Annotated in this window: 19 protein-coding genes; 14 read left to right on the forward strand and 5 right to left on the reverse strand. The window is 57.5% G+C overall.

Annotated elements, in window-relative coordinates; genetic code table 11:
* Window positions 1-8 precede the first annotated feature (8 nt).
* Window positions 9-974: a flagellar motor protein MotB gene (gene motB, locus U5K34_RS09270; RefSeq protein WP_322568111.1), complete on the forward strand. Its 966-nt coding sequence runs from the start codon at window positions 9-11 to the stop codon at window positions 972-974.
* 239 nt (window positions 975-1,213) lie between these two features.
* Here motB and rsgA read toward each other — a convergent pair whose 3' ends face one another.
* From rsgA to U5K34_RS09290, 4 genes are read right to left on the reverse strand one after another with little or no spacing between them, the layout of a single operon-like run.
* Window positions 1,214-2,161 carry a small ribosomal subunit biogenesis GTPase RsgA gene (gene rsgA / locus U5K34_RS09275; RefSeq protein ID WP_322568112.1) on the reverse strand — a complete coding sequence of 316 codons (948 nt, stop codon included), beginning with the start codon at window positions 2,159-2,161 and terminating at the stop codon, window positions 1,214-1,216.
* Window positions 2,162-2,187: 26 nt separating this feature from the next.
* Window positions 2,188-2,517, reverse strand: coding sequence for a 4a-hydroxytetrahydrobiopterin dehydratase (locus tag U5K34_RS09280; protein ID WP_322568113.1), 330 nt, complete (start codon window positions 2,515-2,517; stop codon window positions 2,188-2,190).
* 4 nt (window positions 2,518-2,521) lie between these two features.
* Window positions 2,522-2,842, reverse strand: coding sequence for a hypothetical protein (locus U5K34_RS09285; RefSeq protein WP_322568114.1), 321 nt, complete (start codon window positions 2,840-2,842; stop codon window positions 2,522-2,524).
* A 34-nt stretch (window positions 2,843-2,876) separates the two neighbouring features.
* Complete coding sequence (locus U5K34_RS09290) at window positions 2,877-4,121, reverse strand: M48 family metallopeptidase (RefSeq protein ID WP_322568115.1); 1,245 nt, start codon at window positions 4,119-4,121, stop codon at window positions 2,877-2,879.
* Between the two features lie 84 nt (window positions 4,122-4,205).
* Between U5K34_RS09290 and orn the strand changes: the two genes are divergently transcribed.
* From orn to U5K34_RS09355, 13 genes are all read left to right on the forward strand, one after another.
* Window positions 4,206-4,763, forward strand: a complete 558-nt coding sequence (gene orn, locus U5K34_RS09295; protein ID WP_322568116.1) for an oligoribonuclease — start codon at window positions 4,206-4,208, stop codon at window positions 4,761-4,763.
* A 259-nt stretch (window positions 4,764-5,022) separates the two neighbouring features.
* Window positions 5,023-5,544: a flagellar basal body-associated FliL family protein gene (locus tag U5K34_RS09300; RefSeq protein ID WP_322568117.1), complete on the forward strand. Its 522-nt coding sequence runs from the start codon at window positions 5,023-5,025 to the stop codon at window positions 5,542-5,544.
* Window positions 5,545-5,553: 9 nt separating this feature from the next.
* Window positions 5,554-6,570 (forward strand): flagellar motor switch protein FliM, encoded by a 1,017-nt coding sequence (gene fliM / locus U5K34_RS09305; protein ID WP_322568118.1) that lies wholly within the window; start codon window positions 5,554-5,556, stop codon window positions 6,568-6,570.
* A 7-nt stretch (window positions 6,571-6,577) separates the two neighbouring features.
* Window positions 6,578-6,997, forward strand: a complete 420-nt coding sequence (fliN, locus tag U5K34_RS09310) for a flagellar motor switch protein FliN (protein ID WP_322568119.1) — start codon at window positions 6,578-6,580, stop codon at window positions 6,995-6,997.
* On the forward strand, window positions 6,994-7,434 hold the full coding sequence (gene fliO / locus U5K34_RS09315; protein ID WP_322568120.1) for a flagellar biosynthetic protein FliO: 441 nt from the start codon (window positions 6,994-6,996) through the stop codon (window positions 7,432-7,434). The genes fliN and fliO overlap by 4 nt, the downstream gene beginning before the upstream one ends.
* Complete coding sequence (gene fliP / locus U5K34_RS09320; RefSeq protein ID WP_322568121.1) at window positions 7,434-8,189, forward strand: flagellar type III secretion system pore protein FliP; 756 nt, start codon at window positions 7,434-7,436, stop codon at window positions 8,187-8,189. The genes fliO and fliP overlap by 1 nt, the downstream gene beginning before the upstream one ends.
* A 12-nt stretch (window positions 8,190-8,201) precedes the next feature.
* Window positions 8,202-8,471 (forward strand): flagellar biosynthesis protein FliQ, encoded by a 270-nt coding sequence (gene fliQ, locus U5K34_RS09325; protein WP_322568255.1) that lies wholly within the window; start codon window positions 8,202-8,204, stop codon window positions 8,469-8,471.
* 4 nt (window positions 8,472-8,475) lie between these two features.
* Complete coding sequence (gene fliR, locus U5K34_RS09330) at window positions 8,476-9,255, forward strand: flagellar biosynthetic protein FliR (RefSeq protein ID WP_322568122.1); 780 nt, start codon at window positions 8,476-8,478, stop codon at window positions 9,253-9,255.
* Window positions 9,256-9,257: 2 nt separating this feature from the next.
* Window positions 9,258-10,388: a flagellar biosynthesis protein FlhB gene (gene flhB, locus U5K34_RS09335; protein ID WP_322568123.1), complete on the forward strand. Its 1,131-nt coding sequence runs from the start codon at window positions 9,258-9,260 to the stop codon at window positions 10,386-10,388.
* Window positions 10,389-10,407: 19 nt separating this feature from the next.
* Window positions 10,408-12,498: a flagellar biosynthesis protein FlhA gene (gene flhA, locus U5K34_RS09340; RefSeq protein ID WP_322568124.1), complete on the forward strand. Its 2,091-nt coding sequence runs from the start codon at window positions 10,408-10,410 to the stop codon at window positions 12,496-12,498.
* Between the two features lie 42 nt (window positions 12,499-12,540).
* Window positions 12,541-13,863: a flagellar biosynthesis protein FlhF gene (flhF, locus tag U5K34_RS09345; protein ID WP_322568125.1), complete on the forward strand. Its 1,323-nt coding sequence runs from the start codon at window positions 12,541-12,543 to the stop codon at window positions 13,861-13,863.
* Window positions 13,864-13,900: 37 nt separating this feature from the next.
* Complete coding sequence (locus U5K34_RS09350) at window positions 13,901-14,740, forward strand: MinD/ParA family protein (protein ID WP_322568126.1); 840 nt, start codon at window positions 13,901-13,903, stop codon at window positions 14,738-14,740.
* Window positions 14,737-15,468 carry an RNA polymerase sigma factor FliA gene (locus tag U5K34_RS09355; protein ID WP_322568127.1) on the forward strand — a complete coding sequence of 244 codons (732 nt, stop codon included), beginning with the start codon at window positions 14,737-14,739 and terminating at the stop codon, window positions 15,466-15,468. The genes U5K34_RS09350 and U5K34_RS09355 overlap by 4 nt, the downstream gene beginning before the upstream one ends.
* A gap of 15 nt (window positions 15,469-15,483) precedes the next feature.
* Here the strand turns inward: U5K34_RS09355 and U5K34_RS09360 are convergent, their stop codons facing one another.
* On the reverse strand, window positions 15,484-15,828 hold the full coding sequence (locus tag U5K34_RS09360; protein WP_322568128.1) for a hypothetical protein: 345 nt from the start codon (window positions 15,826-15,828) through the stop codon (window positions 15,484-15,486).
* Window positions 15,829-15,833 lie beyond the last annotated feature (5 nt).

Here is a 15,833-nt window from a genome sequence, read left to right on the forward strand (position 1 = left end):
TGACGGGCGTGGCCTCCGAGGACAAAAAACAGCCAATAGTCATCAAAAAAGTCGTCAAAAAAGGCGGCGGTCATCATGGTGGCTCCTGGAAAGTCGCCTATGCTGACTTCGTCACCGCGATGATGGCGTTTTTCCTGCTGCTATGGCTGCTGGGTATTTCTGACGAAGAGCTGCGTGAGGGCATTTCGGACTGGTTCCAGAATCCGTCGGCCATACAGGGCCCGGGCGGTGCCAGCACCAGCATGATCAAGCTGGGGGGAACCAAGGATATTCCCAAAGGCGAGGGATATAAGTCCGAACAACATGCCCCGCAAACCGATCCTGTCGAGAAAACCGAGCAAGAAAACATCGAGGAACGTGTCCGCGAAGTGATACGCCAGCAGGACAAGAAACAACTCGACCAGTTATTACAAAAACTCAAGGCGGCTATCGAAAGCAGCGATCAGCTGAAGAACTTCAAGGATCAGCTATTGCTGGAAATTACACCGGAAGGATTACGGGTGCAGATTGTCGACAAGAAGAACCGTCCCATGTTCGATCTGGGTGGCGATCAGCTTAAATCCTATACCCGTGAAATTCTGCAAAATATTTCCGGGGTCATTGCCGCGAATGTGCCGAACAAGGTGAGTATTGCCGGCCATACCGATGCCACGCCTTTCCCCAAAGGCTATATCGAATATGAGGACCAGTACGGCAACGATTATCGCAAGCCCTATTCCAACTGGGAACTGTCGGCGGATCGCGCCAATGCCGCGCGGCGTGAACTGGTTAGCGGCGGTATGCCACCGGAGCAACTTGGCCGGGTGGTCGGTTTGGCCGATTCGGTGCTGTTCGACAAGGAAAACCCGTACAACCCTGTGAACCGGCGCATCAGCATCGTGGTGTTGAACCGCGAAGCAGAGCAGGCCCTGATGGAAGGCGAGGGAAAAATGGAGACCCTCGAAATCAAATCCGAACAGTCTGCTTCTGAATAATCCATCACTCATAAACTAACTGGAAAAAACGCAAAGGACGCGGAGGCGCAAAGAACGTAAAGTGTTGAACTTATGATTTCTTTGCCCCGCTGGAAATGCTTGTCTGCTTGTTTCTTAACAGTTGTATTCTGAGTGGTTATTCCGGGGCATAAACGGATTGATTTGATAAATTATTTTCTTTGCGTCCTCAGCGCCTTTGCGAACTCCGCGTTATTTACAGAAAATTCAAAAAATGACAATTAATGTTTGTCTTGCTCCAGCGATTCGAGCAGGTTCAGATAGCTGCCATAACGTTGTGCACGGATCTTACCGGCTTCGACTGCCGCGCGTACGGCGCAGCCGGGTTCCTGGCGATGCAGGCAGTCGCGGAATTTGCACTGCGTTTGAAAAGAGTCAAACTCACAAAAGCCTGCTGCCAGATCGGCCGGGCCGACCTGCCACAGACCGAACTCACGGATGCCCGGTGAGTCGATGATATTGCCGTCCCGTTCGGGCAGGTGGTAGAGCCGGGCGGTGGTCGTCGTGTGGGTTCCCTTGTTGGTGGCAAGGGAGACATCGCCAACCCGGGCCTCGACGCCGGGTAACAGCGCGTTGATCAGGGAGGATTTGCCCACCCCGGACTGTCCGACAACGATATTGTTGCGCCCGCTCAGCACCTGATGCAATGCGTCGAAGCCATTTGTCTGTTTGGCACTGACCTCCACAACCCGATAGCCGATCTGTTCATACACGACGAGCCGTTTTGTTACGGCTACCGTATCTTCTTTGCTGAGCAAATCGACCTTGTTCAGAACGATGACGGGTGTGATGCTACTTAATTCCGCGGCCACCAGATAACGATCGATCAGGGCCTCCTTGAAGGCAGGGCGGGGCGCTATGACGATCAATAGCTGATCGATGTTGGCCGCGATGATGCGGGATTTGCCGCGGCTGTCGGGACGAGTCAGTTCACTGCGGCGCGGCAATCGCCGGAGAATGACATTATCCCGCTCGCCGGTTTCAACGATGACCTGATCGCCGGTAACCAGAGGACCCGCGCTTTTGCGGCTATGGCACTCACGTTGCTGTTGATCCGCTGTTTCCACCAGCAGGCTCGCCCCGTGATGGGCGATCACCAGCCCGGTTTGCTGCCTGTGCTTTTCGGTTGAGCGTGATGAATGACTTTCGAGGGAGGTGTCAACGCTCATGCAGCTACCGGTTTGTTGTCTGGTACTCAGTCAAACAGGGCGTCGACCCGCGCGGCGCAGATAAAGTCATTTTCCGACAGGCCGCCCACCGAGTGGGTGGTGAAAGTAATCTTGCAGCGATTGTAACCGGCTTCAATATCCGGGTGATGATCCTGTTGATTGGCAATCCAGGCGACTGCATTGACGAACTCAATGGTCTGGTAAAAATTTTTGAACTTGAATTCACGCACCAGGCTCTGGTCGGCTTCGTTGAGTTCCCACCCGGAAACTTCCTTGTGTAACTGATCGGCCTGTTGGACCTCGAGTGCCGGGCTGCCTTTGGGCAGTGACTGACAGCTTTTATCGGCGAGTCCCATTGGTTTACTCCTCGAACTTGTAAAAGTTCTGATTGAGATAGGTTACCACGTCCTCGATCTGGCTGTCCGGCCACGGGGCACCCAGGCTGGTCTTGCAACGCCGTACCTGGTTATACAATGCCTCAAGGGAATGGATACGGCGATTTTCCCGCACATAGATGCCGGTACCGTCTTTGCCATAGATACCATTTTTCATCGAGGCGTGACACTTGATGCAGTTCTCCCGATGCAGTTCCCGCCCATGTTCGGGGTCGCCGGCATGCACGGGGCCGGCTGTCAGGAAAAGACAGAGCAGCAGGATACTGTAGCTGAGATGTATACGCATTGGCTTAAAACCTTATATTCTGTAACGGAAACACTTAACTCATTTTACTCGACAAATGCGCGATACGCACCGGGGCCGGCGGGTGCGAATCATGAAAGGCCGAATAAACCGGGTCCGGCGTCAGGGTACTGGCATTCTCCTGGTAGAGCTTGACCAGGGCCTGTATCAGGGTGCCTGCATCGCTTTGCCGGGCGGCGAAATCATCGGCTTCGAACTCATGCTTGCGGCTGAAAGCCGCCATCAACGGTTGCAGATAGACCGTGAAGACCGGCATCACCAGCATGAACAGTAGCAGGGCGATATAGGTCGACGGCTCCTCGACGCCCAGGCCATGATAAAACGGCGCATAGTCGAGCAACCAGCCCAGCAGCGCCAGTCCGGCGAAACTGAGCACGGCCATGACGGCAATGCGCTTGGGGATATGGCGGCGACGGAAATGGCCCAGCTCATGGGCCAGCACCGCTTCCACTTCATCCGGCGTCAGGGATTTGAGCAGGGTATCGAAGAAGACGATGCGTTTGTTATCGCCCAGCCCGGTGAAATAGGCGTTGCCGTGACTGGAGCGGCGCGATCCGTCCATGACGAAAATGCCGTTACTGCGAAAGCCGCAACGGGCCAGCAACTTTTCAATGCGCTCACGCAAGGCCTGATCGTCCAGCGGCGAGAACTTGTTGAACAGGGGCGCGATAAAGGTGGGATAGGCCCACATCATCAGCAGACTGAAACCCATCCAGATGGCCCACACGTACAGCCACCACAGTGCGGAGGCGTCCTGCATCAGCCATAACACGAGCGACAGCAGCGGCCCGCCGATCAGCACCGCCAGCAGCATATTTTTCAAAAAGTCGGCAACGAACAGTTTGCCGGTCATACGATTGAAGCCGAAGCGTTCCTCCAGTCGAAAAGTCCGATAGAGGCTCAGGGGCATATCCAGCAGGCTGCTGATCAACATGAAACTGAAGATGACGGCCAGGCCGGTGAGAATCGGTGACAGTTGCATCCCGCGCCAGAATTGATCCAGCCAGTTCAGTCCGCCACCCAGGGTCCAGATCAACAGCAGGCCGGTACCAATTAACAACTCGGTCTTGCCAAAACGCAGTTTGGCCAGGGTGTAGCCGGCGGCTTTCTGGTGATCACTCAGGGCGATATGCTCCTGAAATGCCTCGGGGACACTATCGCGATGGCGGCTGACATAACGCGCCTGTCGCTGGCCCAGCCATAACTGCAGGACAACGGACAGGGCCAGGGCTATAACAAAAATAAGAGTCAGCGTATTCATCGTGGATTTCCAGGTTCAGAGTGCAGCATGGCAGATTAGCCTCTGATAGAATGGTTGGCAAGAGACCTGCGACGGAAACCTTTTATGAGTGCAGACAGCAATAATCTCATCTGGATCGATCTGGAAATGACCGGTCTGGATACCCAGAACGACATGATCATCGAAATTGCCACCATCGTCACCGACAGTCAGCTCAATATTCTGGCCGAAGGCCCGGTGAGGGCGATTCATCAAAGCGATCAGACGCTGGCCAAAATGGATGAATGGAATACCCGCCAACACGGCCAGTCGGGCCTGGTGGAACGGGTGCGTAACAGCAGCGTCACCGAAGCCGAAGCCGAAGCCGAGACTCTGGCATTTCTGAGCCAGTACGTGCCTGCCGGCGCCTCGCCCATGTGCGGCAACAGCATCTGTCAGGATCGCCGCTTTCTGGCCCGCTGCATGCCGCAGCTGGAGGAATATTTCCATTACCGCAATCTTGATGTCAGTACCCTCAAGGAACTGGCCAGGCGCTGGGCTCCGTCTATCGGCGAGGGGCTGACCAAAAACGCCACGCACCTGGCGATGGACGACATTCGCGATTCCATCAACGAATTGCGCTACTACCGCGAGCACTTGCTCAAGCCTTTCCCCGCCGATTGAATCCCGCCTCCCGGCGGGGATAATTTCCCGACAACTTGTTAAGGTTAGAAAAGCGGCCCGGGTAACAGTTCCCGTGCGGCCTGCGCGCCAGTCAGGTTTCTGACTGCGCCACGTCGCCGCAGTGCGTCAAGAGATTGGCGGGCTGCGTGCCATACTTTTCAAGTCATTGTATTTAAATAATAAATTATTCATCGCAACCGCTGGCATATGTTTTGCACCCACAGAGGTGCACGGCGGTTCCAAACCCCAGGGGAAGCTCATGGCAGACAACGAACAAGATCTGGATCTCGATGTAAAAAGCGGCAACAAGCTCAATACCATTTTGCTGGTGGTACTGATCGTGCTCGTGCTTGCGGTCGCCGGCGCGGGCGCGGCCTGGTACCTGCTGAGCGGCGACGACGACACTGCCGCTGCGGGGGACGAAGAGGGCGAGAGCGCGGAGGTGGTCGAAGCGCAACCGAAACCGGCGCACTATTTCAAGCTCGAACCGGAATTTGTGGTCAATTTCGAGGATCCCGGCAAGGCGCGCTATCTGCAACTGGAAATCCAGTTGATGGCCCGCGATGCCGAGGTTTTCGAACAGGCCAAGACGCACATGCCGGTCATTCGCAGCGAGCTGCTGATTCTGTTCAGTGAACAGACATTCGAGGAACTCAGCTCTCGTGAAGGCAAACTGCGCCTGCGCGAGGAGACCTTGAAAACCATTAACCAGATACTGCAGAGCGGCGAAGATGACGCCGGTATCGAGCAGGTCTATTTTACCAGCCTGATTATGCAATAGGGTCCAGGGATGTCAGTCAACGATCTCTTATCACAAGACGAAATCGATGCCCTGTTACATGGCGTTGACAGTGGCGATGTGGATACCGAGGACGATTTTTCCGCCCACGACGGGGTGCCTCGCGGATTTGACTTTGCCAGCCATGATCGCATCGTTCGCGGTCGGATGCCGACGCTGGAGATGATCAACGAGCGTTTCGCCCGCAAGTTTCGTATCAGTCTGTTTAATATGCTGCGCCGTACTGCTGAAATTTCGGTCGGTGGTGTGGAGATGATGAAATTCTCCGAATATGTGCACAGCATGTTTGTTCCCACCAGCCTGAATCTGACCCGGGTGCGTCCGTTGCGCGGGACGGCGCTGGTCGTTTTCGATCCCAAACTGGTTTTTATTATTGTCGATAACTACTACGGGGGGGTTGGTCGGCATACCAAGGTCGAGGGGCGCGATTTTTCCGCCACCGAACAGCGCGTTATCAGCACGGTGCTGGAAGATGCCTTTAACGACCTGGTCGAGGCCTGGAAGCCGGTGCTGCCGATCAACTTCGAATTTATGAACATGGAAGTTAACCCGCAGTTTGCCAATATCGTCAGCCCGTCGGAAGTCGTGGTGGTTTCCCGTTTTCATATCGAGTTGGATGGCGGTGGCGGCGATTTTCAGATCACCATGCCGTATTCCATGCTCGAACCGATCCGTGAATTACTCGATGCCGGTGTACAAAGCGATGTTTCCGAGCGGGATGAACGCTGGGCGCATGCGTTGCGCGAGGATATCAAGTCGGCCGAGGTGAATCTGTCTGCCACATTGACCGAGGCCAGGATGAGCCTGGCGGAGGTTGTGAAGCTCAAGGCAGGGGATGTCATCCCGATCGAAATGCCCGAACTGGTGACCGTGCGTGCCGAGGATATACCGGTGTTCCGCGGCAAGTACGGGGTGCATGACAACAATATGGCGATCAAGATCGTCGAACAGGTGGAACGGACCAAGGAAAACCCGTTGCTGAATACGGCGCTGACGGAATCAAAGTGAGGTAATCATGAGCGATACAAACGATGAACCAGAAGTCATGGATGAATGGGCGGCGGCGATGGAAGAGGCGGCGGAATCCGGCGATGAAGCAGCGGCCAAGCAGACCGAAGAGGTTCAGCATGCCGGTTTTGAGAATATCCAGGAGTCGGGCAGTCGTAGTAACGAAGACATTAACCTGGATGTAATCCTGGATGTACCGGTTAGCCTGTCACTGGAGATCGGTCGTTCACAGATTAACATCCGTAATCTGCTGCAACTGAACCAGGGGTCGGTGATCGAACTGGATCGTCTGGCGGGCGAGCCGCTGGATGTTCTGGTTAACGGCACTTTGATCGCCCATGGTGAAGTCGTAGTCGTGAACGAGAAATTCGGTATTCGTCTGACCGATATCATCAGTCCCGCGGAACGGGTCAAAAAACTCAAATGAAGCGCTTTTTCTACAGAATGGGTCTGTTTTCAGCAGGCCTGCTGGGTCCCTGCGCGCTGCTGGCAGCCGAAACAGTCAAATCCGGTCCCCTGACCAGCGAGCCCATTGGCAGTGGCAGCTATGTGCAGATGGTGCTTGGTCTGTTATTCATCATCGCCCTGATCTTTGGCATGGGCTGGTTCATCCGCCGACTGGGGACCTTCAACAGTGTTGCCAGCGGCAACCTTAAACTCCTCGGCGGGTTGTCGCTCGGTCAGCGTGAAAAAATCGTGCTGGTGCAGGTGGGTGAGATCCAGTTGCTAGTGGGGGTGGCGCCGGGACAGGTTCGCACCCTGCATGTACTGGATAAGCCGGTCAGTGATGCATCACCGCAACCGATGTCATCCGGGTTTGCGGAAAAACTCAACCAACTGTTGAAACAACAGAAGTCACGCTAATGAAACGCCTGTCTCTGTCCATGTTGTTTTTTTCGGTAGTCGCGCTGCTGCTGCCGCTTGACAATGCCATGGCGCAGACCGGCATCGATGCCCTGACGATGACCACCGGCGAGGAGGGTGAACAGACCTACAGCCTGAGCCTGCAGATCGTCGCCTTGATGACCGTGCTGACGCTGTTGCCGGCGGCGTTAATGATGATGACTTCCTTTACCCGGATCATCATCGTGCTGGCAATCCTGCGCCAGGCCCTGGGACTGATGCAGACACCGACCACCCAGACGCTGCTTGGTCTGGCCCTGTTTTTGACCTTTTTCATCATGGCGCCGGTGTTCAACCAGATTAACAACGACGCCATTCAGCCCTACATGAATGAATCACTCGGTATGCAGGATGCCGCCGTCAAGGCGGCTGAGCCCTTGCGCGACTTCATGATGAGCCAGACCCGCGCGGCGGATGTCAACATGTTCGCCAGCATCGCCGGTGATGACGGCTATGAGTCCGAGGCGGATGTGCCGTTTACCGTGCTGGTGCCGGCTTTTGTGACCAGCGAATTAAAAACGGCGTTTCAGATCGGCTTTTTGTTGTTTATTCCCTTTCTGATTATCGATCTGGTGGTGGCCAGTGTCCTGATGTCCATGGGGATGATGATGCTCTCGCCCATGATTGTTTCCCTGCCGTTCAAGATCATGCTTTTTGTGCTGGTCGATGGCTGGAACCTGATCATGGGAACCCTTGCCTCGAGTTTCTATGTGTAGCGGAGCGTAATGATGACACCGGACAGCGTTCTCAGCATATTTCAGCACGCCCTTGAAGTGGTGTTGATTATGATCGTAGTGATCCTGATTCCGGCGCTACTGGTTGGTTTGCTGGTCAGCATGTTTCAGGCCGCTACCCAGATCAACGAAATGACCCTGAGCTTTATTCCAAAGCTGATTGCCACCGTGCTGACACTCATGCTGGCCGGTCCCTGGTTATTGCGATTGTTGATCGATTACACCAACCGCCTGGTTCATGACATACCTTATTTAATAGGTTAGTTATATGGTTTTCACCGGCAGCGAACTTACCAGTCTGATCGGCGCCTTCCTGTGGCCGCTGTTTCGTATTGGCGCGATGGTGATGTCCGCACCGGTGTTCGGTGCCCGGTATGTTCCGACCCGGGTACGACTGTTGGTCGCTCTGGCGGTGACGGCGCTGGTCGTGCCCCTGCTGCCGCCGCAACCGCCGGTGGAACTGCTCAGTCCGATGACGCTGTTCATTATCGGTCAGCAGATACTCATTGGTATGGTCATGGGGGTTACCCTGCAGCTGGTGTTCAGCGCCGTGGTGACCGGCGGTCAGATCGTTGCCATGCAGATGGGGCTGGGATTTTCCCTGATGGTGGATCCGCAAAACGGCGCCCAGGCCCCGGTACTCAGCCAGTTTTACATGCTGATGGTGTTAATGGTGTTTCTGGCGCTCAATGGGCATCTGGTAATGATCCAGGTGATGGTCGACAGCTTTCAGACCATGCCTATCGGTCCGCAGGGGGTGACGGCGGACAGCTTCTGGCAGGTGGTGAGCTGGGGCAGCCTGATTTTCGCCGGGGGCCTGGGTATGGCGATCCCGGCGGTGGCCTCGCTGCTGGTGGTTAACTTTGCTTTCGGCATCATGACACGCTCGGCGCCGCAGCTGAATATTTTCGCCATCGGTTTTCCGCTGACCATGTTGATTGGTTTTGCGCTGGTTCTGTTGACGCTGCCCAGTGTGATCCCGCACAGCACAGGTATGTTTAACGACACCTATCAATTGATCCGGCAACTGCTGAGCGGAGGCGCCTGAAAATGGCGGAAGATACCGGTCAGGAACGTACCCAGGAGGCGACCCCGCACCGCAAACAGCAGGCGCGGGAGAAAGGCCAGGTCGCTTCCTCTCGTGAACTCAATACCATGCTGGTGATGTTGATCTCCGGCATGGCGGTATTATTACTTGGGCCCGGCGCAATCGACGACATGCTGGAGCTGATCGGTCGGCATCTGGATATCAGTCGCCAGGTGATATTCGATCCCATGGCCATGCCGCGTCAGTTTGAAAGCGCGATGCTCGAAGCGCTGTGGATTCTGGCACCGTTTTTTATCATCGTGGTGATTGCCGCCGTGGCCGGGCCGATTTTGATGGGCAGTGTGGTTCTCAGTCCCGAATCGATCGCCTTCAAGTGGGAGAAGATCGATCCCATCAAGGGCCTCAAACGGATCTTCGCCTGGCGCGGGTTGATGGAGCTGGTCAAGGCACTGGTCAAGTTTATTCTCATCGCCTCGGTGGCTATCGCCTTTTTGTATGTCCAGGCCGATACCTATCTGGGCCTGGGCGGCGAGCCGGTGATGCAGGCGATTCCGCACGCCGGCTATCTGTTGATCGGGGCGTTTTTGATCATCGGCTCGGCACTGATTCTGATCGCGGCGGTGGATGTGCCGTTTCAGATATGGGATCACCATCGTCAGTTGAAGATGACCTTCCAGGAGGTCAAGGATGAGAACAAGGACACCGAGGGGAACCCCGATGTGCGCGGTCGTGCACGGCGCATGCAACGGGAGATGGCCCAGCACCGGATGATGGCGGCGGTGCCCGAGGCCGATGTGGTGGTCACCAACCCGAGCCATTTCTCGGTCGCGCTGAAATACGATCCCAAAAACATGGGCGCACCGGTCCTGGTCGCCAAGGGAGCGGATCTGATTGCCATGCAGATCCGCACCGTGGCGCGCGAGAACAATGTCATTCTGGTTCAGGCACCGCCGCTGGCGCGTGCGCTGTTCCATACCACCGAGCTGGAACAGGAAATTCCCTCGGGGCTTTATCTGGCGGTCGCACAGGTGCTGGCGTATGTCTTCCAGCTGCGGCGTGATCGCAAGGGCTATACCACCCGGGAACACAAGATGAACGATTTGCCGATTCCCGACGACTTCAAGTTCGATTAATTCAAGACAGGTAATTGTCATGGCCGAGTCCAGCAGTGCGGTAGTCAGTTCATTACGTCAGTTCAGCCGGCAGGGTCTGGGTGCGCCGATCCTGCTGATCCTGATGATGGCCATGATTGTGGTGCCGCTGGCGCCGCTCATGCTCGATGCGCTGTTCAGCTTCAATATTTCGCTGGCGCTGGTGGTCATGCTGGTGACGGTCTATACCCTGCGGCCTCTCGACTTTGCTCTGTTTCCCACGGTGTTGCTGGTGACCACATTGTTGCGTCTGGCGTTGAATGTGGCGTCCACCCGCGTGGTGCTGCTCGAGGGACATACCGGGACCGACGCGGCGGGGCAGGTGATCAAGGCCTTTGGTGAATTCGTGGTCGGCGGTAATTACGCGGTGGGGATCGTGGTCTTCGCGATTCTGGTGATTATCAACTTCGTGGTCATCACCAAGGGCGCCACCCGTATCTCGGAAGTCAGCGCCCGCTTTACCCTGGATGCGATGCCGGGCAAACAGATGGCCATCGATGCCGATCTCAATGCCGGGTTGATCGATCAGGATACGGCCCGGGCCCGGCGCCAGGAGATCAGCGACGAGGCCGAGTTTTACGGGTCCATGGACGGTGCCAGCAAGTTCGTGCGCGGTGATGCGGTCGCCGGGATTTTGATCCTGATCATCAGTATCGTCGGCGGCCTGATCATTGGCACGGCCCAGCATGGTCTGTCCTTCTCCGAGGCGGCGCGCTATTACACCCTGCTGACCATCGGGGATGGCCTGGTCGCACAGATTCCGGCGCTGTTATTGTCCTCTGCCGCCGGTATCATTATCACCCGGGTGTCGGCGTCCCAGAATATGGGCCAGCAGGTGATTCACCAGTTGTTTGACAACCCCCGTTCGCTGGCGGTGACTGCGGCGATTCTCGGCCTGATGGGCGTGATTCCCGGGATGCCGAACGTCGCCTTTTTGACGCTGGCGCTGATCAGTGGCGGCCTGGCCTGGTGGATGCAGCGTCGTCATCGGGAACAGGCCGAAGAAGCCGAATCGGCCGCCCCCGGTCCCAGCGCCGCCCAGCCCGAGGTCAAGGAGTTGACCTGGGAGGATGTCACCCCGGTCGATCCCATCGGCCTGGAAGTGGGCTATCGCCTGATCCCGCTGGTGGACAAGGATCAGGGCGGACAGCTGATGCAGCGGATCAAGGGGGTGCGCAAGAAGCTCACCCAGGATCTGGGCTTTTTGATTCCGCCAGTGCATATTCGCGATAACCTGGAGCTGACCCCCACCACCTATCGCATCACCCTGATGGGCGTGACCGTCGGCGAGGCGGATGTCTACCCGGAGAAGGAGATGGCCATCAATCCCGGCCAGGTGTTCGGTACTATCGAGGGGATCGACACCACCGATCCGGCCTTTGGCCTGGATGCGCTGTGGATCGATCCCGCCCAGCGGGACCAGGCCCAGACCATGGGTTACACCGTGGTCGATGCCAACACGGTGATCGCCACTCACCTGAGTCAGCTGCTGCAGACCCATGCCGGTCAGTTGCTGGGGCACGAGGAGGTCCAGCATCTGCTCGACAAGCTGGCGGCCAGTACCCCGAAACTGGTCGAGAACCTGGTGCCCGATACACTCTCGCTCGGGGTGGTGGTCAAGGTGCTGCAGAACCTGCTCAACGAGGGCATCCCGCTGCGGGATATTCGCACGATCGCCGAAACTCTGGCGGAACACGGTGGCCGCACGCAGGATCCCGACGTCCTGACGGCGGCCGTGCGCGAGGCGCTGGGACGCATGATTGTCCAGCAAATCAACGGGATGCAGGCGGAGCTGCCGGTGATCACCCTGGATCCCAAACTGGAACAGATATTGCAACAGTCTATTCAGAGTGCCGAAGGTTCGACGGCCGGCGTGGAGCCGGGTCTGGCCGAGCGGTTGCATCAGGCGCTGAGCGAAACCGCCCAGAAGCAGGAGATCGCCGGCGAACCGGCCGTGCTGCTGGTCTCGGCGACCATCCGGACCATGCTGGCCCGGTTTGTCCGTCACAGCATTCCGTCGCTGCAGGTGCTCTCGTATAACGAAATACCGAGCGACAAACAGATTCGTATCGTTGCCACGGTCGGCCAGTAAGCCGGGCGCGCAACGCAAACCAGCCAGACAGGGGCTTTTGTTATGAAAATCAAGCGCTTCCAGGGTACTGACATGCGCACGGCCATCCGCCAGGTGCGGGATACGCTCGGCGCCGATGCGGTGATTCTCTCCAACCACAAAATCCCCGGCGGCGTGGAGATCGTCGCGGCCATCGATTATGACGAATCATTGCTGGATGGCCCGGCCACCGGCACTGGCACCGGCACCGGCGCCAGGCAGGCAGAGGCCACCAGCGCCGCCCCCGAGGCGGACACGCCACCACCGCGCCAGTCCCGTCAGGCGGCGATGGATGACATCCGCTTCAGTCGCAATATTCCCGACAGCGATTATACCCCGGCCGCACCGAGCGCCGGTGTCCCGGCCGGCCGTGGCCGTGCGCAAGAGCCCGGCCATCTCTGGTCGCAGCAGCCGATGATCATGGAAATGCAAAACGAGCTGCGCTCCTTGCGCGGTATGCTGGTCAATCAGCTCTCCGGTCTGGCCTGGGGGCAGGAAACCCGCTATCACCCGCTGCGGGCCCGTCTGTTGCAACGTCTGCTGGCACTGGGGTTGAGTCCGAACCTGGCGCGCCAGGTCGTGGCCCAGTGTGACGAGCAACAGGATTTTGATTTCAACTGGCGCAAGGCTCTGGGCGTGGTGGCCCATCAGTTGCCCACGACCGATAATGACATTGTGGATCGCGGCGGGGTCGTGGCCCTGGTTGGCCCCACCGGCGTCGGCAAGACCACCTCCATCGCCAAGCTGGCGGCCCGCTATACGCTGCGTCACGGACCGCAAAAAGTGGCACTGATCACCACCGACAATTACCGCGTGGCGGCCCATGAACAGCTGCGCAGCTATGCCCGGATCATGGGCGTGCCGATGCGCGTGGCCGCCGACAGCCAGGCGCTGGATGAGGCGCTGGCCGAATATCGCGACAAGGGGCTGGTGCTGATCGATACCGCCGGCATGGGCCAGCGCGACATGGCCCTGTACGCGCATTTGGCCGCGCTCAACACCGGCGGGCGGGTGGTCCAGACCTACCTGACCCTGGCCACCAACAGCCAGCGCGGGGTCATGAACGATGTGGTCAATGCCTTCGGTCAGGTGCCGCTCAGCGGTCTGATCCTGACCAAACTGGACGAGACCACGAGTCTGGGCGGGGCGCTGTCGGTGGCTATAGAGCAGAAGCTGCCGCCGGTGTACCTCAGCGACGGGCAGCGGGTGCCCGAGGATTTCCATCCCGCCCGACCGCACACCCTGGTCAGCCGCAGCGTGGTGATCATGCAGCAGGTCGCGGCCGGGGTGAAAGACGATGACATCTCCCTGGTTCTGGGCGGCATGGTCGCCGGGGCCAACGGTTGAGTCGCCCATGAATCATCAGGCAGCAGGATTACAGCGCATGACTCAACCCAATCCGGTCCGCGTTATCACCGTCACCAGTGGCAAGGGTGGCGTGGGCAAAACCAATGTGTCTCTCAACCTGGCGATGGCCCTGTCGGCGCTGGAAAAGGACGTCACCATTCTCGACGCCGATCTCGGCCTGGGCAATATCGATGTGCTGCTGGGTCTGCATCCGCGTTACAACCTGTCGCACGTCCTGCGCGGTGAGCGTGAGCTGGACGAGATCCTGGTGCAGGGCCCGGGGCGCCTGAGCGTGATTCCCGCCTCCTCGGGGGTGCAGGAGATGGCGGAACTGAACACCAATCAACACGCAGGATTAATCCGGGCTTTTAGTGAGTTGAACCACAATATTGATGTATTATTAGTGGATACTGCCGCTGGCATTACGGACAGCGTGGTCAGTTTTTCCCGGGCGGCGCAGGAAGTGATGGTGGTAGTGTGCGACGAGCCGGCCTCGATCACCGATGCGTATGCGCTGATCAAGCTGCTGAATCGGGAATACGGGCTGTTCCGATTCCGTATACTCTGTAATATGGTGCGCAGTGCCCAGCACGGGCGGGAAGTGTACGACAAGATTGCCAAGGTGACGGATCGATTTTTGGATATTGCGCTGGATTATGTTGGTTATGTCCCTGATGACGAGTCCGTGGTCAAGGCCATCCGCAAGCAGCGCTCGGTGATCGAGGCCTATCCGCGCAGCAAGGCGAGTCAGGCTTATGGCACTCTGGCGGAAAAAGTCGACAAGTGGCCGTTACCCGAGACGGCGGGGGGCCATCTGGAGTTTTTTGTGGAACGACTGATAATGGGACATGAGCAAGAGGCGGAGGCGCTGACGTGAGTGGTGTGGCCATCTATGCCGCCAACCAGCCGCGGCTGCACGACGATCTGGTCGAGCAGCATGCGCCGCTGGTCAAGCGTATTGCCTGTCACCTGATCAACAAGCTGCCGGCCAGCGTCCAGCTCGAGGATCTGATCCAGGCGGGGATGATCGGCCTGCTCGAGGCCTCGCGCAATTACGACGAAACCCAGGGCGCCAGCTTCGAAACCTATGCCGGCATCCGCATTCGCGGCTCCATGCTGGATGAAATCCGCAAGAACGACTGGGCCCCGCGCTCGGTGCACCGCAAGGCCCGCATGGTGGCCGAGGCAGTGCGTGAGATCGAAAACGATCAGGGACGCGATGCCCGTGACGTGGAAATCGCCGAATCCCTGGATATGTCACTGGAGGATTATTACAAGATCCTGCAGGACAACAGCTATCACAAGGTCCTCAGTTTCGAGGATATGGGCACGGGCGAGGACTCGATGCTCGACAACATGTCGGACAACGCCCCGGGTATTATCGACGGCCTGCAGAACGAGGACATGCAGCGGGTGGTGGCCGAGGCGATCGCCAGCCTGCCCGAGCGCGAGCGGCTGGTGATGGCGCTCTATTACGATGAGGAACTCAATCTGCGCGAGATTGGTGCCGTGATGGGTGTCAGCGAATCGCGCGTCAGCCAGATCCACAGCCAGGCGGTCATTCGCCTGCAGGCACGCATGGAGAACCGCTTCAAAGAAGCGTGATTCTCACTATTGTGGTCAGTCTTTGACCGCTGCTTGCCGACTGTTAACCGTGTTCTGCACGGATTTTTCCCGTTCAGGTATTCGAATAAAGCCACTGAAGACACCGATTTCACTGAAATCATCGAAGCCTTTGAGTGCGATACTGCTGGAAGGCACTGCTGCGACTTGCGGTGTATTTTTCGGTGTGTTCGATGGATTCGGTGTCCTCGGTGTTATCCGGAACCCCATGCCGATTTTTCTATCGCCCGATTTTAGCCCTACTCCCTTAAGTTTTGGTCGAACCCGGCCGATAACTTCGATGAATTTGCCGCTCCATATTCCTGTTTGCCGGTAAGCGTCCGGCCCGGGGGATGGCAGCATGGTGT

Source organism: Thiohalophilus sp., assembly GCF_034521165.1.
Taxonomy (GTDB): Bacteria; Pseudomonadota; Gammaproteobacteria; order UBA6429; family Thiohalophilaceae; genus Thiohalophilus.

Bases quoted from the DNA above. Each gene is read 5' to 3' on its own strand.
- flhF (WP_322568125.1), top strand. From the start codon at position 12,541: ATGAAAATCAAGCGCTTCCAGGGTACTGACATGCGCACGGCCATCCGC.
- flhA (WP_322568124.1), top strand. From the start codon at position 10,408: ATGGCCGAGTCCAGCAGTGCGGTAGTCAGTTCATTACGTCAGTTCAGC.
- U5K34_RS09280 (WP_322568113.1), bottom strand. From the start codon at position 2,517: ATGGGACTCGCCGATAAAAGCTGTCAGTCACTGCCCAAAGGCAGCCCG.
- orn (WP_322568116.1), top strand. From the start codon at position 4,206: ATGAGTGCAGACAGCAATAATCTCATCTGGATCGATCTGGAAATGACC.
- U5K34_RS09285 (WP_322568114.1), bottom strand. From the start codon at position 2,842: ATGCGTATACATCTCAGCTACAGTATCCTGCTGCTCTGTCTTTTCCTG.
- fliN (WP_322568119.1), top strand. From the start codon at position 6,578: ATGAGCGATACAAACGATGAACCAGAAGTCATGGATGAATGGGCGGCG.
- flhB (WP_322568123.1), top strand. From the start codon at position 9,258: ATGGCGGAAGATACCGGTCAGGAACGTACCCAGGAGGCGACCCCGCAC.
- U5K34_RS09360 (WP_322568128.1), bottom strand. From the start codon at position 15,828: ATGCTGCCATCCCCCGGGCCGGACGCTTACCGGCAAACAGGAATATGG.
- U5K34_RS09300 (WP_322568117.1), top strand. From the start codon at position 5,023: ATGGCAGACAACGAACAAGATCTGGATCTCGATGTAAAAAGCGGCAAC.
- fliQ (WP_322568255.1), top strand. From the start codon at position 8,202: ATGACACCGGACAGCGTTCTCAGCATATTTCAGCACGCCCTTGAAGTG.
- U5K34_RS09350 (WP_322568126.1), top strand. From the start codon at position 13,901: ATGACTCAACCCAATCCGGTCCGCGTTATCACCGTCACCAGTGGCAAG.
- fliM (WP_322568118.1), top strand. From the start codon at position 5,554: ATGTCAGTCAACGATCTCTTATCACAAGACGAAATCGATGCCCTGTTA.
- rsgA (WP_322568112.1), bottom strand. From the start codon at position 2,161: ATGAGCGTTGACACCTCCCTCGAAAGTCATTCATCACGCTCAACCGAA.
- fliP (WP_322568121.1), top strand. From the start codon at position 7,434: ATGAAACGCCTGTCTCTGTCCATGTTGTTTTTTTCGGTAGTCGCGCTG.
- fliO (WP_322568120.1), top strand. From the start codon at position 6,994: ATGAAGCGCTTTTTCTACAGAATGGGTCTGTTTTCAGCAGGCCTGCTG.
- fliR (WP_322568122.1), top strand. From the start codon at position 8,476: ATGGTTTTCACCGGCAGCGAACTTACCAGTCTGATCGGCGCCTTCCTG.
- U5K34_RS09290 (WP_322568115.1), bottom strand. From the start codon at position 4,121: ATGAATACGCTGACTCTTATTTTTGTTATAGCCCTGGCCCTGTCCGTT.